This window comes from Vibrio syngnathi, from assembly GCF_002119525.1.
Lineage (GTDB): Bacteria > Pseudomonadota > Gammaproteobacteria > Enterobacterales > Vibrionaceae > Vibrio > Vibrio syngnathi.
Map to the genome: position 1 here is coordinate 1,497,200 of NZ_CP017917.1, position 16,525 is coordinate 1,513,724.

Sequence of the window (16,525 nt, forward strand, 5' to 3'; positions counted from 1 at the left end):
TATCTCCTAGCTTGGTAATTCTGATGTTTATGGATTACTGGTGTTTGTAGATTGTTCTTTCTATTAAGACTGATTCCAACAATGGAACGTGGCGTAACTTCCCCAAGGCGAAACACTCTCTGTATTGATAGCTGGGCGATGCTCAATGAACTTCTTCACCACCAAGTCACCAACTAAAAGATGGTTAGGTTCGCTTAACCCGCGAAGTAGTGCATATTGAATTGTCCAAGGCCCAATGCCTTTTAGTTCAATCCATTTGGAAGGGTGTTCAGTTTCATTGACGACCATGTATTGGGCAAAACGCTTTAGGGTCTCTTTGCGGCTTCCCGGCATTCTCAAGAAGCTAACGTCTGCATCGGCTATCTGCTTAGGTGTTGGGAAGTACGCTTTCTTGTGCGAGTTCAATGGATCTTTCAAACCAAATGACTCTCGTAAACCCGAATGTTCTGGTGCATGAGCAGGATTTTGCAAAGCGGACAGCTCTCGCACCAACAAGTTAAGCTGACCAATGGCCGCGGTTACCGAGACTTGCTGCCCGAGAATCGCTCTTACTCCGGCTTCCCAAGCACTCCACACGCCAGGAATACGGATGCCACTCTTAGCCACCAAGTTGGGGTCAATGGTTGTAAAAAAGGCCTCGACCTTAGCAATATCGACATCAAGGTCGAACATGCGTCGAATGTTAGCTATCAAGCTTCTTAATTGACTTATATCGTCCAACTCAAATTCAATATCCAAGCGGTTTTCTTTGGCTAAAGTCGCCTTGAACCAACCCTTTGACCCGTTCACATTTACCGTGCGCTTATAATAATCTTCGCCAACGTCCTCTACGCCTTCAATCATTCTTCGTCGATAGAAATCCAGCAAATGCTTCCAGTTTAATGGGCCGAGAAAGACTAGCTGAATATGATTGCTCAGGTTTTCACTTGGCTTAGAACGTCGGATTTGGCTTGGCGAAAGCTGCAGCTCTTTTTGAAAAGCATCATTGAAACGGCGTGTGCTGTTAAAACCACTCGCAAAGCCGACATCGGTAATGCTCATGCTGCTGGTGTGCAGTAACTGCTTGGCAAACATCAATTGGCTATAAAGGCTATATTGCTTCGGCGACACCCCAATATAATTATCGAATAAGGTTCGCAAATAGCGGTCCGAAATACCTAAACGCGTTGCAAGGTCGACGATAGATCCTGAGTTCAGCGCACCATGATCAATCAACTGCATCGCACGCAAGAAAGTGGTTTCAACCCCTTTCCAAGCCGGAGAGAAAGGAGCGCTGTCGGGTCGGCAGCGTAAACAAGGGCGATATCCCGCTTTTAAGGCTTGAGCTTGATGAGAAAAATACTCGACATTTTCTTCTTTAGGCGGGTTTGCTGGGCAAATTGGACGACAAAAAATCCCGGTGGTTTTCACCGCTGTGAAGAACATTCCATCAAAGCGAGCATCTCGCGCATATCGAGCCAAGTGGCACTGCTCGCTCGTTAACGCGCTGTTGTGATGAATATTCTTAGACATACCGTATCCTTCCCGTTAGCCATACTGTGATCCAATAACTAAAAGTTTACCGTGAACTGGTATTGTCGCTAGCCATTTTCGGAACTGAAGGTTAGATAAATCACAAAAAAGGGTTTTCTTTTCGCTCAATTCGACTAAATTTAACCTTGAGAAAGGATTATTCTCACAACGTCAACGAACGGTACTCAGCACATTAAGATGCAGAGACCTATCGAATAATAAGGAAAAGGCTATGGTTCTTCACACATGTCGTATTGTTTTATCAAACCAACAGGTTCTCACCAGTCAATCAGTCGAGCAGTCTCTCAGCTTTCTTGAAGACAAAGCAGACAACGGAATTTCTATGATTGAGATTGACGCAACGGATGGCAATCAAATCCATTCGTACATGTCTCGATCTCTTGAAGAGTCAATTGAAAATCTAATGAACTTATAGTGCCTTTAAACAAGGTAACACATACCAGGCTTACCCTATTTTATTTGGTTTAGAGCTTATTTTTGACTTGGAGACTATTTCTGATTTTAAAAAATGGGATTGTCTCGGATTTAAAATACAGTTATCTCTGGTTTCAAAACAAAAATGGCTCCTTAATAAGGAGCCATTTTTTTATATTGTGTGAAACATCATGAACTTGAAACTAAGCCTCTGGAGCTTGTTCTGCCGCTTGTTGCAGCGTATACGCCGTCGATGGATCAATCTCGTTAACCAATTGCTCAACCTGCATGATAGCGTCAACTGAGGTACTGCTTTTACGATAGCTCAAGTAAATTGGGCGATACCAGTCTTCAACCCCTTTCACTTTATGTAACTGACCCGAAACGATAAAAGGTTCAACCATAGAAACAGGTAAATACGCACTGCCACCTTTCTCTAAAATGAAATCGAGAGCAATACGAGCCGTAGAGGTACGTAAATACGGTGCTGGAACTTTAGGGTGACGTTCTGCGTGTTCTGAGCCGAAGCGCGTTCCCCAATCGACATACACATACTTATGTTGGAACACAGATTCCAGATCATCTGGTTGCGTTGATACCAACACCAAAACCAAATCAGCGACTTTTTTACAATTCAGCTCTTCCGCTTTAATCTGATCGAAGGCGAAAGCCATATCTAATGTTCGCTCTAGCAAATTACGGTTCAGTTGCTCGCGCCCCATTACCTCAGCCATGAAGCCATAACCACCAAAAGAATCGGTCACTGCGCTTAAACAGTTTTGCAGATACGCATCCCAAATATTTGGAGTGCCACCCAGTGTTAACTGCAACGCTTTTCCACTCTCCAACGACAACTCAAATTTGGCCTGCTGTAAGGTAGAAACCATCACTTTAGCATAACCAATCAAACGCTCACCGGAAGAGGTAAGCTTGATGTTATTGCGGTCACGAATGAAGAGTTGAGTATCAAAATAGCCTTCAAGCTGTTTGATCCGCGCACTCACTGCCGCTTGTGTTAAATACAAATTTTCAGCAGCACGCCCAAAGTGGCGCACCCTTGCAACCTCAAGAAAGGTTCTAAATACTTTCACATCCATCAAATACATCTCTGTAATAAATCTGCTAACTAGCCGATCTAGGATTGTTTATCGTAAAGGCAAAAATATTTTGTTTTCTATTTTAGCCTTTTAACAATATGTTCACGTTAGCGATAAACACTAATTTCTATCTAACCACATTACTGAGGCTGATATGTCTGAGACCGAATTCCGACACGGAAAAAAACGTTTTTATGACACCATTAAATTCCCACGAGGGTTCGCTAAGTCGGGTGATTTTACTCTGTCAGAAGAGGAAATCCTAACCTTGTTTGGTGACACTATGCTTGCACTTGAAACTGGTGAACTAGCACCAATCAATGCAGAAGAAAAACACTTCATTAAAGTGTTGTCTCACCCTCATAAGGCAAAGTCCAAGTTAGAGCGTGTTTGGTTGAAGTACATTCAACTAGCTCGTGGACGCCGTCGCTTTCATACCCTAAACGGCTGCAAACGCGGCGAAGTGCCTAGGGAAGAATACGAAAGTGAGTTAGTGTTAGAAGATTAGTAAAATTGCTCAAGGTGATACCTCATCACTTTGGGCTTTTTTTTTCCTTCAATGTTTACACTTCAAGCTCGCTTTTTCTTCTTAGTTGGTAAGTTTAGCTAACCTGTTCGGATTTACCAATATTTATAGATAATTCATAGCGATAGCGTGAATCAACATCTATTCTAGTCACCCTAAGTGTGTCTAACCCGACTAAATTCTTCGAACCTCGCTCAACAACTTCCTTTTATCACGATAGTGGCACATTGCCATCATTATTTTTCACGCCTCAACTATACTCTCAAAGCCAGTGAGTACGCTGCAGCTCTTTAATACGCCAAAGCTTATAAATCTGCAGAAACGCACAGACCCTTTCAGGCACTGAATCAAATCAACATTCCTGTATATGACAAGCGTATTAATCTTGTTTAACGCCACCAAATATCCATACAATAACTGTGCGATTTTGAGTGTTCTAGTCACAGATATGACGAAAAAGCAAAAACTTGACCTAAAACAATAGCGCAATCTGACAACTTATTTTATAATGCGAATTAATGTTTAAGAACACTATAAATTCTAATATCTAGGGGCAAATTAATGAGACTTATCCCGTTAAATCAAGCAGCGCAAGTAGGTAAATGGGCAGCAGCACACATCGTTAAACGCATTAACGATTTTAAACCAACTGCAGAGCGTCCTTTTGTACTTGGCCTACCAACTGGTGGTACGCCACTAGCTACTTACAAAGCACTTATCGAGCTACACAAAGCTGGTGAAGTTAGCTTCAAAAACGTAGTTACATTTAACATGGATGAGTACATTGGCATCCCTGCTGATCACCCAGAATCATACCGTACGTTCATGTACACTAACTTCTTCAACCACATCGACATTCAAGATGAGAACATCAATCTTCTAGATGGCAACGCGGAAAACAACGAAGTTGAGTGCAAGCGTTACGAAGACAAAATCAAGTCTTACGGTAAAATCAACCTATTCATGGGTGGCGTAGGCAACGACGGTCACATCGCTTTCAACGAGCCAGCTTCTTCTCTGTCTTCACGTACTCGCATCAAGACTCTGACAGAAGACACTCGCATCGCGAACTCTCGTTTCTTCGACGGTGACATCAACCAAGTTCCTAAGTACGCACTAACAATCGGTGTTGGTACTCTACTTGACTCTGAAGAAATCATGGTTCTAGTAACAGGCCACAACAAAGCGCTTGCTCTAGAAGCAGCTGTTGAAGGTTCTGTTAACCACCTATGGACGGTATCAGCTCTGCAACTTCACCCTAAATCAGTGATTGTTTGTGATGAGCCAGCAACTCAAGAACTTAAAGTGAAAACAGTTAAGTACTTCTCTGAGTTAGAAGCTGAGAACATCAAAAACGTATAGTTCTTAGTTCTTAAATAAAGAAAGCCACTTAATGTGGCTTTTTTGTGCTTGCTACTTTTTGACGCGCAGAAAGCCAAAATCCATCACAAATATTCTTACAAATCATGCCCATATAAGAGCTCACCAAGTGAGCGGTGTTTGGTGCAAACTGTTTTACCTTCAACTCAGCCCCATCTCCCACAAGCTCAAAGTGAGACTCCACAAAAAACATAGACCAGCGAACTGCAGTTGGCATTAGTAGATGTGATATGGTACTCGCCTGTGCTATCACATCATGTATCTCACCAAAACCCATCAGCGGATCACTCTGCTATTTGAGAAAAGACTATGTCAGACAAAATTTCCACATCCGCACTCGCTAAACAAAAAGGCATAGAAGCTAAAACTTTATTTAGCGATCTAAAAACAGCGGGTTATATCGTGCGTTCACAGGAGCGTTGGGTACTCACAGAACGAGGAGAAAGCTTTGGTGGGGAATATGTCGAACATAAGAAGTTCGGTGTCTTTATTGTCTGGCCAGAGAAACTGCTTATCGATTTGGATTCATTCTCAGGAAATACATTGACCGCCACTCAGCTCGGCGGTGCCTTTCAACTCAGCGCAAAGAAAATCAACTTATTGCTCAATGAGCTTGGCTGGATAACAAAAGAAGACGACGGCTGGCATGTCACCTCTACAGGCTTAAAAGCCGGTGGTGAACAAAGAGAAGATAAAGCGACTCAAAACTTATTCGTGGTATGGCACGACTCACTGGTTCGCAATAAACGTTTAAAGCAGTCCGTTGTTGAATTCTTAGGGCACGATGCTGAAAGCCACTCTACTGATGTGTCATTTTCGAGTTTTCGTCAGAAATTCGAAGCGAAGCACCGAAGCTTAGATGGGCATTATGTTCGTTCAAAGGGAGAGCTGATCATCGATAACTGGCTTTATATGGCGGGAGTGGTTCATGCCTATGAACGTCCGCTCCCGATATCAAAAGAAGTAATGAGCGATTTCTACCTGCCAAGCGGCAAGGTATACATTCAGTTCTGGGGAACAGATTCAGGCCCTATAGAAGAAGACAAACGAAATGCGACCAAAAAAGTTTACCAAGAGCACGGTTTTAGCTTGATTGAACTTAACCCTGAAGATATCCCAAACCTCGACAGTGTACTTCCCTCTTTATTACGCCAATATGGAATCAAAGCGTACTAACTGGCTGATTTTCGAAAACCAACACACATCCAGATCACACTAATCAAATCATTATGGATATTTTTCACCATAGTGATTTGATGTGTTCGCTATTTTTCCCAAGCCAATCTTCTATTATCTTACACCCATCGACTTGAGCTACCGCAGATACTCGATTTATTGGGGCATGTTCGATAGCCATTTAAGCGTTCAGTCTTTTAGAGGCTGACTGTTCTAGAAACGACTTCTATAGAGATATAGCCTAAATGCGTTATCCGTTTATTGTTGACGTTACCGAACATAAAACCCTACAACATTTATATTGATAGATATTAGGATTCAACATGACTCATCCAATCATTTCAGATCTAAACACTCGCTACACAGCTAAAAAATACGATGCAGAAAAGCGCATCTCTGCGGAAGACATGGAAGTAATCAAAGAAGCACTTCGTTTGTCAGCTTCTTCTATCAACTCTCAGCCTTGGAAATTCATCATCATTGAGAGTGACGCAGCAAAACAACGCTTCCACAATACTTTCGAGAACATGTTCCAGTTTAACCAACCGCATGCGAAAGAAGCGTCACACACGATCCTGTTTGCTCACGATCCTAAGTACACTAAAGAGAAATTCGCGAAGCGTGCTGACACAGAAGTAAGCTCTGGTCACCTACCCGCTGAAATGTACGAGCAGTTCTTAGGGGCTTACGCATTCGCAGAAATGAACACAGACGAAACAGGTTTCAACGGAAACTGGACTAAGTCTCAAGTGTACATCGCGCTAGGTAACACAATGCACACACTGGCTCGTCTTGGTATTGCTTCAACACCGATGGAAGGCGTAGATGCCGCTATGATCGGTGAAGAGTTTGCTGACGAACTAGACGGTCACGTTGTTGATGTAGCGCTAGCAATCGGCTACCACAAAGACGGCGAAGACTATAACCACGGTAAACCAAAAGCACGTCTAGCTCTTGATGAAATCGTGACGACGCTTTAACGCGTTAATTAAGATGACGAATGAATCAACAGCTATAACACGTTAAACAGTTACAACGCTTAACTGCTACAACGCTTTAATTTTTAAAACGCTTTTTCGTTTTACAAAATATAGTTTCAACAGCACTTCAGACTGTTAAATTACACTGCCTTGTTTTGGCCAGACACTCGTCTGGCCTTTTTTATTCCTGCAATTTAAGACCTTAATTCACTTTAAAATAACTGTTAGTCATAAAGACTCTTTGGATTCGTTTTGATTACACGAAATGCATAGTCAAAAAGACACGATAGAAAATCAAAACTAAAATAAAACCATTTAAACCAAACACTTAAAAACATGGCACAACTAGTGCAATGATGACCTTAGATATTTAAATAAGGTATTATCATTATGACTATTCACGTTAAATCAAATGTTCACTGGGTTGGCGTCCACGATTGGGAAACAGAACACTTCCATGGTAAGGAATACCACATGAACAAAGGTACCAGCTATAACTCGTACCTGATTCGTGAAGAGAAAACGGTGCTTGTTGATACCGTTGATCATCGCTTTACTGAACAATTCCTTGCAAACCTTGAGATGGAAATCGACATCAACGAGATCGACTACATCATTTGTCAGCATGCTGAAGAAGACCACTCAGGTGCCCTTTCAGCACTATTAGCCAAAATTCCAAACACACCCGTCTACTGCACAGAAGCTGGCGTTAACTCGATTGTTGGCCATCACCATCAGCCTGACTGGAACTTCCGAACCGTTAAAACAGGCGACACGCTCGATGTGGGTAACGGTAAGCAACTCATCTTTGTTGAGATGAAAATGCTGCACTGGCCAGACTCAATGGCAACATACCTCACAGGTGACGAGATCCTGTTCAGTAACGATGCGTTCGGTCAGCACTACTGTGATGAAAACCTATTTAACGATCAGCTAGACCAAGTAGAGCTGCACGACCAATGCCTGCGTTACTTCTCGAACATCCTGACGCCTTTCGCGCCTTTGGTGAAAGCGAAGATAGAAGAAGTGCTCAGCTTAGGCGTGCCAATCGATGTTATTGCTACTTCTCATGGCTGTATTTGGCGCGACAATGCGACGCAAATCGTTGAGCAATACTACGAGTGGTCTAAAGCCTACAAAGAAGATCGTATCACCATTGTCTACGACACCATGTCGAACAACACTCGCATGATGGCTGACGCAATCGCAAAAGGTATCCGTAAAGGCAGCCCAGAAACGGCAATCAAGGTCTTCAACATTTCAAAGCACGACAAGAATGACATCCTTGCCAATATCTTCCGTTCAAAAGGGGTTCTAGTCGGCTCATCGACCATGAACAATGTGATGATGCCACAAATCGCTGCACTACTAGAAGAGATCCACGGCCTGCGCTTTGCTGGTAAAAGAGCCGCAGCATTTGGCTCTTCAGGGTGGACTGGCGGCGCAGTAAAACGCATCGATGCTCGCTTACGTGAAGCCAACTTCGAAGTGAGCGCACCTCAGCATATTCACTGGAAACCAGATACAGACGCACTTCGCCAGTGTATTGATTACGGCATGACACTGGCCGAGGTTTGGCGTGTAGAAGCAGATGAAGTGAGCACACCGAAACAAGTATCACGTAATGTAACACCGCTTGAAGCCACACTAGCACCGGTAAACACCACAGCCGAGCTCAAAGACACAGCAGAGCTGAAGCCAGAAGAAGAGCAAGCTAAGCCAGTGCACAGTGCAGACTGCACTTGCTGGCGTTGCACAGTGTGTGAATGGGTGTACGACCCACAATTGGGCGAACCCTACCAAGGCGTCGAACCTGGAACTCCTTGGGCGCAAGTACCTGATGATTTCCTTTGCCCTGAATGCCATTTAGGCAAAGAAGTGTTTGTGGAGAAGTAGCATGTCGAACATTGTTATTGTGGGTGGCGGTTTCGCTGCCCTACAAACCATCAAGATGGTACGTAAGCTTGACCAAAATATTGCGATTACTATGATCACCGCCGATGCCGGGGTTGAGTACAGTAAGCCGAATCTTTCGCACGCGTTCAGTCAGGAACAAACGCCGGAAACACTGGCAGTACATAACGCTCAACAATTGGCAGAGCAGTACAACGTGGTCATCAAAACCAAAGCACTTGTGAGCGAGATAGATACTGAGCAGCAGTGTGTTTATGTTGATGGCCAAATCATCCACTATTCAAAGTTGGTATTAGCGACGGGCGCGACGCCTTTTATACCACCAGCGGAAGGGCTTAAACGCAGCGCAACCATTACGTTAAATAGTTTGGAAGAGTTCGATAAACACAAAGCTCAGATCGATGGCGCTCAACGCATCACTGTGATAGGTGGAGGCTTGATTGGGGTCGAGCTCGCATTCGACCTTCAAACTGCGGGTAAAGATGTCACGATTATCGAACCCGCAAGTTATCTATTGAATAACCTAGTGCCACCTTTCGTGTCCCTAGAGTTAGAAAGAGAGTTAAGAAAAGCAGGCGTCACCGTTGAAACTGATTCTGCGATTTGTCGAGCGACTTACCTCCACGATGGAGTCAGGCTACAAACTACCGCCTCTCGATTAATACGAGCAGATACCGTGATTGCCGCAGCAGGATTAAGGCCAAATACGGCTTTAGCCACGCAAGCGGGATTAGAGGTCAACAGAGGCATTGTGGTTGATGACACCCTGAAAACCAGCTCCAACAATGTGTATGCGATTGGTGACTGCGCCGAAATAGAGGGGCGCATGATGGCTTATCTTCAGCCCGCCATTTTGTCTGCAAATGTGTTGGCTAAGCAGCTGACTTTAGATAAAGGAGAGATCAAAGTGGGCGAAGGAAAGCTCAACTTGCCTCACATCATCACTAAGGTGAAAACACCGAGCTACCCGATTCAACTCGCAGGGCGCGATATTCAAACCGCTCAAAGTTGGGAAACGCGATTCGACCCGAAAGGCATTATCGCTAAAGGCTTCAATGAAGATGATCAGTTGGTTGGATTCATTGTCACGGGAGAACACACCAAAGCCGCGTTCCCTCTGCTTAAAGAACTACAAACCAGCTCACCGACATAAGATAAAATCTATAAGTTCGGTATACGTTAGACAATAAAAAAGCCAGTCAACAGACTGGCTTTCTTGTATTCATCTTAGTGCAATGAGTTCATCACATTTATGCAAAGTCGAACATTAACCGATAAACGAGATGTAACCTTGTAGGATAATCAAGTTCACGATATCAATGAAGAAGGCCCCCACGATTGGCACTACCATGAAAGCTTGTGGCGAAGGACCGAATCGGTTCACCAAAGAGCCCATATTCATTACCGCTGTTGGTGTTGCACCTAGGCCGAAACCACAGTGACCACCCGCCATAACCGCTGCGTCGTAGTTAGATCCCATTACTTTAAAAGTCACAAAGTAAGAGAAGATTCCCAACACCACAGCCTGAACCGCAAGGATAGCCAAGAACGGAATCGCAAGATCGAAGATGTTCCAAAGCTTAAGGCTCATTAGCGCCATCGCTAAGAACAGTGACAATGACACCGTACCAAGAATATCGACCGTTTCGCTGTCCGTCTTGTGCAGCTTAGTCACTTCGAACACGTTAGTGATGAACACACCGATAAACAACGCGTAAACGAAGTCAGGAATCATCAACCAAGAAATTTCAAAAGTCGCTACCCACTGCTCTAAATATTTCGCACCCGTAATACAGATAAGAAGAATGAACAATACTTCAATCACCTTCTTCGCCGTCACTTTGTCTTCTTCATACTCGTTGTAAGTAACAAGTTCAGGAAAACGTTCGTGGGTTTGCGTGCCCGTGCCGTACTCAGATTCAAGTTGATTTTTATCAATCAACTTTTGAGCGACTGGGCTACCGATAATACCACCGATAATCAAACCAAAGGTCGCTGAAGCCATCGCGATTTCTAGCGTATTCGCAATGCCAAACGTGTCTGCAAAGGTTTGAGACCAAGCTGCACCCGTACCGTGACCACCAGAAAGCGTGATAGAGCCAGCAATCAAACCCATTAAGGGTTCAAGGCCTAGAGCCGTCGCAAGTGTTACGCCCACACCGTTTTGAATAATGATGTAAACCGAAGCCACCCCTAAAAATAGGAATACTTTGGCACCACCTTTCATCAGCTGTGTGTAGTTCGCCGCAAGGCCAACCGTTGCAAAGAACATCAACATGAAAGTGTTCTGCAAGGGCAAAGAAAATTCAAGATCAAGGCCGTTAAAGTGCAGGGCTGTAATAGCAAAAGCGACAATCAAGCCGCCGACAATGGGCTCTGGGATATTGTACTTTTTGAGAACAGGAAGCTTTGCATTGACGAAATGACCTAGAAACAAAACACTAATCGCGATTAGGAAGGATTCTAGTGGTCCAATTGAAATTAATTGATTCATATAACCTCTATTTTTTACGTTCTCATCTTCCTTAACGAGTCTAGTTTTATCTGTAATTATCTGTGCTGCTCTACCTATATTTATACAAACTGGAGAGAAATTGTAGATTCGAAAAGCGAACACATTACTGCGTTCACTTGGTGCCATGTTAGTGGCACGTTAACTTTTACAGGAGATCAAAGGATTTGTGACAACAATCACCTCTAAAAAGTTGAAAACGGCGTGAGTATTCTTGCCGCTGACTCCGCTTTTTTAATACCTAAAAAAGCAAAAAGGAGCTATTGCTAGCTCCTCTTTCATCACCATCGCTGGTAATTAGAATTTTTTCGGTGCGTAACCAGTCATAACCTCAATACGAAGCTCTTTACCGATCTTGGTCATTGGGTGAACAATCACGAGTCCTTTAACAGACTTCTTAAGTTTACCCATATCCGCTTGCTCAGCCTTAGTAATCTCACGCTTAAATGGCATATCAACCAGAGACTTACGCTCTTGGTTTACATCAAAGCTTTCTTTATGTTTCAGCTGAGCGATTTTCTTGGTTAGCTTCTTAATCTCATCTTCAAATTGACGAACAACAGGACGATCATTACGAGTTTTAGCAGCCGCTAACTTGTTGCGACACTTGTCTAGACGGTTGTTAATTTGTTGAAGTTCGTTTTTAACACTCATAATAATTTCCTAAGATTTAACAAGCCAATTCGGATTGGGGCGCGGAGTATAGCACAAGGGTTCACTTGAACCGAAATTTATCTTAAACATCGCTACCTAAACAAATCATTTAAGACCAACACAATAGCTCCAAACACAGAAACGCCCTTATTCTTTCGTGTAAACAATAAGGGCGAATGAGCATTTCCTACGGAGCTGATTGACCCCATATTTTTTCGCGAAATTGAGGAATAAGTTGGCTAGCACCAAATTCATTCAGGTGATCGTCATCAACGTATGTTGGGTGATTGTTGATATCCCCTTGGCACTGCTGATCATCACAAAATATCGGTTCAGGGTCTATAAGAGTAACTCGACAGTTTTGGCTGATTTTTTCATAAGATTTCGTAATCAATGCGGTTCTTTGTCGGTACTCTTCAAGAGGAATAGAAACCGAAATATCAGATTGATTTAGAATCGAATACTTATACATAGTTTTAGGTACATCTTTCTTAAGCTCAGGGATTGGCTTGACCAAATAAACAGGGTTAGATTGACTAAGCTCGCACATGGTCTTTTCAAAACTGGATAAGATTGAGTTCAGGTACTCTTCAGATCTGGTCTGAAACCTTTTATCCCCTGCGATTAAACTGATCTTTTCTTGCTCGTTTTGCCATCCATCTTCATTCGAACCATATAGATAGCCACCCATTCTGTTAATAACAACCACAGGAACATTAGGGTAGTTGGTTTTCGCTTTTATTAGCGATGCTGAGACAAAATCCCCACACTCTTCTGATAACTCACCACTTGAAAGCACTCTTTTGATACCTGAAATCGTCGGACATGCGCTTCTCGTCCAGTCGATGACCGATGTATCGTTAGGTGCTGACGCTTCAACACTTCTCACTATCGATGCGCCATGACTATCGCCTAAAACAATAGCGGATACGGGTCCTGATCCATAGTGACACTCAGGAGATGCTCCAAATTCGACGTGGCACTCTCCGCTTCGTGGATTCCGTTCATAGACACTTTGTGCAATGACTAGCTGTGTTTTATCCAGGCGCCAAAGTAACCCTTCACTTTCATAAACAACCTGTCCGATCAGGGCAACAGGGATAGCAAGAACTACGGGATAATAAGCCACAAAAAAACTAGCGCCTTTACGTGCTTTTTTAGGTCGGTAACTTTCAATGAACTTAAAAGAAAGGATCCCCATCAATACCGATATCATTACTCCAACTATATTGTGAGTAATAGTGTTGCTCGTAAGGTTCTTAATGAAAACATTAATAGGCCAATGCCAGAGATAAATTGAGTAGGAACACAACCCAACCCCTTGTATCAGTCGTGATTTATGAAAGGTAAAATTGAGGTCCAAATTCAAAAGCAGAATTATCGCGGTAGCAATGACCGGAATAAGCGTCACATGACTCGGCCACAGTGTGCTGCTGTCTATCAAGACAGGTGAAATAAACAGTGAGGCAATAGCAACTAACAGCAATAACTGAACATTGGACTTTTTTAATTCAATGGGCTCTCTTTTCAAAGCAACCACCGAACCTACGAGCAGTTCCCATGCGCGGGACGGTAATGTGTAATAAGAAGCCGAGCTCCCTAAATACGCATAGTTATAAGCTAGACTTCCGATTAGAGTCGTTCCAATAGCAACGGCTGCACCTTTAGCTCCGAATAACTTGTAGGTCGCCATTAAAACAAGAGGATATAATACATAGAATTGCCATTCTACGGATAAAGACCAAGTGTGAAGTAACCACTTGCTTTGCGCGGCCACATCAAAGTATCCCGACTCTTTTAAATAGGTATGGTTAGAAACAAACCCGACACTGGTGAGAATATGCTTACCTAATTTTCTTAACGCCCAAGGGTCTAGGTAAATAATGCCAACGAGTAACACAACAAGGCACATAACCGCTAAGGCAGGAATAATGCGTTTTGCTCTCGCTAAATAAAAGTCCTTTAATGAGAAGGTATTAGTTTCCAAACTCGACATGATAATTTTTGTCATCAGGAAACCTGAAATGACAAAAAACACATCCACACCTAAAAAGCCGCCAATGATAAAACCCGGAAAAAAATGGAAAATGACGACGATTGAGACAGCTAATGCACGTAATGCATTGATGTCATACCTGAAATTTTTATTCATTATTTGTTCGTTATAACCTTAAATCAATAAACGCACTAAAACTACCCACAATGAAATTAGCGTAATACGCTGGTTTCATTACGCTTCTTTTCTCACTTGCAGTTTTAGTAGTACTCCAATAAACACAAAGTACATGACAGCTAAATCACCATTCCTGAAAGGTGAATCGAATAGACACATGAAAGAAAAATAAACGACCGGTAACAATACAATGGGCGATAGCTTGTAGCTTGAATTAAACAAAGGGTACATCAAGCTAAGCATGAGAAGGGCAATGCCTACCAAGCCAGATGACGCTGCTTTATCAATATAATTGTTATGAAGATGCGCATTAACGATAAATCTCTTACCCGAATTTGTTGGCGTGAATGAGAGTTTATCTAATTGCGCTTCTTTATCACCTCCAATGCCGAGCAAGGGGCTATCCACAAAGAAATCGAACCCTGCTTGATACATTTGTAATCTTAAGCCTATGGAAGTATCCATGTTGCCTTGTGATATCTCATGGTACTCATGCAAGCTATAGTCAATACGTTCACTTACCACGTCATATTTCGACATCAAAAACACAGAAAAAACGACCATGGCACTAATACCAAGCAGCGCCTTGTACTGACGATGCTGCATCATCATTTTGAATAGGACAACTAAACCAATAAAAATAACGGCTAGTAGAGGCCCTCTTGACCCCACCAAAAACATTGATAGAAAGCCTATAAATGCCAAGATAGCAATTGCTTTGGGTTTTTTCCCTTCATACGAAACACACCCAAGTGCGAGCAATAAAATGACAGAGAAGCCTTGAATTGAAGCTATAACAAGAGCATTAGACGGCAAGCTCCCCCGATCCCCAGAGAGAAAAAAGATATAGTAAGCAACAAGGACGGTTGTACTGACAACAGAAGTGAAACATAAGTTCTGTATACCTGATAACTTAACAAAGCCATTTCGATAAAAAAGGAAAAATACCAGAGCAATCAACGTTGCCCTCAATTCTTGACTACTGAAACCATGCAACTCGTAAGATATAGTGGAAAAAATAGAGAGCAAGAGCAGTATCCACACCCAGCCATCTTCAAACCAGTCATGCTTCTCCTTGTTTTTTCGGTACAAAAGAGCACAACAGGCCGCAATCAATAAAGTGATACCCGCAAGAGGCTTACTCCCCTGACCTAACCACACCTGAACGGTAACAATCCAAAACAAAGGCAGTGTAATGAGTATCTTTTGAATTAAATTCGTGTTGATTCTAACCATAACTAATCTAAAAATGCTGAGAAGAGTTGCACTCTAAAACAAACTTGCCACTGTCGCAAACGAACTGTCGTGACATACAGCGGAAAACAAAGAAACGCCCCCTCCCATGAACCATTTATCCCACGGTTTATATCTCCTAACTAAGCCAATCAAGCGGCTTTAGCATTTACAAAAAGAGCCACACCGAATTGATCGAACACCACCGACTCCGCGTATATGTTCTCAAATTACATTTGAACTAAGGAGTGCTATGTGCCGAATTCAGCTGAGAAGATCACACGGATAGAAACCGAATCAGAATCACCCGTACAGACTTCTCAAGAGCTTGCGGTGTTTCCTCTCCCGTTATTCATTTTGCCAAGGGGCAGACAAAGACTGCGTATTTTCGAACCCAAGTATTTGAAAATGGTCGCTCATGCTGCGCAAGGAGACGGCTTCATCATCGCGACTCAGGACGACACCAACTCCGAACGTCTGAGTTCTTGGGGGACAAAAGTGTCTATTGTCGATTTCAATATGTCCGATGATCAAATCTTGGAAATCGATGTTGAAGGCGAACAGTTGGTGCAGCTTCACTCGTCCTTCCGCGACACAGATGATTTAATAAAAAGTGATTTCCGCCCGTTGCCTCACTGGCCACAACACAGCTATAAGGTGCCGAACGTGGTGACTGCGTTTCTCGTCGAGTTGTTTAGAGAACACGATTCAATCAGAGCACTTTACCCCACTCCTGACTTTGAAAGCCCTCAATGGATCTGTGCTCGACTCCTCGAAATGATGCCTATCCCATTGGAAAAGAAAACCAAATTCACAGAACCCGCTAGTTTTCCGTCTTTAGTTCCCTTTTTGAATCAAATCATTACAGGGCAATAAGCACTTTATTCACTATAATTTTGTATAGTAGAAGTTAATTTAAATTAAAGTGATCCC

General features: G+C 42.9%; 13 protein-coding genes and 2 pseudogenes. 8 read left to right on the plus strand and 7 right to left on the minus strand.

The features are described from left to right. Positions 1 to 63: 63 nt before the first annotated feature. Positions 64 to 393: pseudogene (locus K08M4_RS22570) on the minus strand (DNA glycosylase family protein); the annotation flags it as partial. An 81-nt stretch (positions 394 to 474) separates the two neighbouring features. Next, a pseudogene (locus K08M4_RS21475) lies at positions 475 to 1,512 on the minus strand (bifunctional transcriptional activator/DNA repair enzyme AdaA); the annotation flags it as partial. A gap of 232 nt (positions 1,513 to 1,744) precedes the next feature. Here K08M4_RS21475 and K08M4_RS21480 point away from each other — a divergent pair. Then, the gene (locus K08M4_RS21480; protein ID WP_017072361.1) at positions 1,745 to 1,948 is read left to right on the plus strand and encodes a hypothetical protein; all 204 of its coding nucleotides are present in this window, start codon (positions 1,745 to 1,747) and stop codon (positions 1,946 to 1,948) included. Positions 1,949 to 2,150: 202 nt separating this feature from the next. Here the strand turns inward: K08M4_RS21480 and K08M4_RS21485 are convergent, their stop codons facing one another. Then, complete coding sequence (locus tag K08M4_RS21485) at positions 2,151 to 3,044, minus strand: LysR family transcriptional regulator (RefSeq protein WP_086051414.1); 894 nt, start codon at positions 3,042 to 3,044, stop codon at positions 2,151 to 2,153. Between the two features lie 154 nt (positions 3,045 to 3,198). Here K08M4_RS21485 and K08M4_RS21490 point away from each other — a divergent pair, with 154 nt between their 5' ends. The 6 genes from K08M4_RS21490 (at position 3,199) to norW (ending at position 10,173) form a co-directional block, all read left to right on the plus strand. After that, positions 3,199 to 3,552 (plus strand): MaoP family protein, encoded by a 354-nt coding sequence (locus K08M4_RS21490; protein WP_019819999.1) that lies wholly within the window; start codon positions 3,199 to 3,201, stop codon positions 3,550 to 3,552. Positions 3,553 to 4,131: 579 nt separating this feature from the next. Continuing rightward, positions 4,132 to 4,932, plus strand: a complete 801-nt coding sequence (nagB, locus tag K08M4_RS21495; protein WP_086051415.1) for a glucosamine-6-phosphate deaminase — start codon at positions 4,132 to 4,134, stop codon at positions 4,930 to 4,932. 327 nt (positions 4,933 to 5,259) lie between these two features. Continuing rightward, positions 5,260 to 6,126: a glycerol kinase gene (locus K08M4_RS21505; protein WP_086051417.1), complete on the plus strand. Its 867-nt coding sequence runs from the start codon at positions 5,260 to 5,262 to the stop codon at positions 6,124 to 6,126. 323 nt (positions 6,127 to 6,449) lie between these two features. Continuing rightward, the gene (locus K08M4_RS21510; RefSeq protein ID WP_009846099.1) at positions 6,450 to 7,106 is read left to right on the plus strand and encodes an NAD(P)H-dependent oxidoreductase; all 657 of its coding nucleotides are present in this window, start codon (positions 6,450 to 6,452) and stop codon (positions 7,104 to 7,106) included. A 390-nt stretch (positions 7,107 to 7,496) separates the two neighbouring features. Beyond that, positions 7,497 to 9,002: an anaerobic nitric oxide reductase flavorubredoxin gene (gene norV / locus K08M4_RS21515; RefSeq protein ID WP_086051418.1), complete on the plus strand. Its 1,506-nt coding sequence runs from the start codon at positions 7,497 to 7,499 to the stop codon at positions 9,000 to 9,002. Between the two features lies 1 nt (position 9,003). Next, entirely contained in the window at positions 9,004 to 10,173 is a 1,170-nt protein-coding gene (norW, locus tag K08M4_RS21520; RefSeq protein ID WP_086051419.1) for an NADH:flavorubredoxin reductase NorW, read from the plus strand. Positions 10,174 to 10,287: 114 nt separating this feature from the next. Here norW and gltS read toward each other — a convergent pair whose 3' ends face one another. The 4 genes from gltS to K08M4_RS21540 all read right to left on the minus strand — a co-directional run bounded on the left by gltS (position 10,288) and on the right by K08M4_RS21540 (position 15,595). After that, positions 10,288 to 11,514, minus strand: a complete 1,227-nt coding sequence (gene gltS, locus K08M4_RS21525) for a sodium/glutamate symporter (RefSeq protein ID WP_048660602.1) — start codon at positions 11,512 to 11,514, stop codon at positions 10,288 to 10,290. Between the two features lie 315 nt (positions 11,515 to 11,829). Then, positions 11,830 to 12,186, minus strand: a complete 357-nt coding sequence (locus K08M4_RS21530) for a YibL family ribosome-associated protein (RefSeq protein WP_086051420.1) — start codon at positions 12,184 to 12,186, stop codon at positions 11,830 to 11,832. A gap of 187 nt (positions 12,187 to 12,373) precedes the next feature. Then, positions 12,374 to 14,338: an acyltransferase family protein gene (locus tag K08M4_RS21535; protein WP_086051421.1), complete on the minus strand. Its 1,965-nt coding sequence runs from the start codon at positions 14,336 to 14,338 to the stop codon at positions 12,374 to 12,376. Between the two features lie 78 nt (positions 14,339 to 14,416). After that, entirely contained in the window at positions 14,417 to 15,595 is a 1,179-nt protein-coding gene (locus K08M4_RS21540) for an O-antigen ligase family protein (RefSeq protein WP_086051422.1), read from the minus strand. A 252-nt stretch (positions 15,596 to 15,847) separates the two neighbouring features. Between K08M4_RS21540 and K08M4_RS21545 the strand changes: the two genes are divergently transcribed. Continuing rightward, entirely contained in the window at positions 15,848 to 16,468 is a 621-nt protein-coding gene (locus tag K08M4_RS21545) for an LON peptidase substrate-binding domain-containing protein (RefSeq protein ID WP_086051423.1), read from the plus strand. The last annotated feature ends 57 nt before the right edge of the window (positions 16,469 to 16,525 follow it).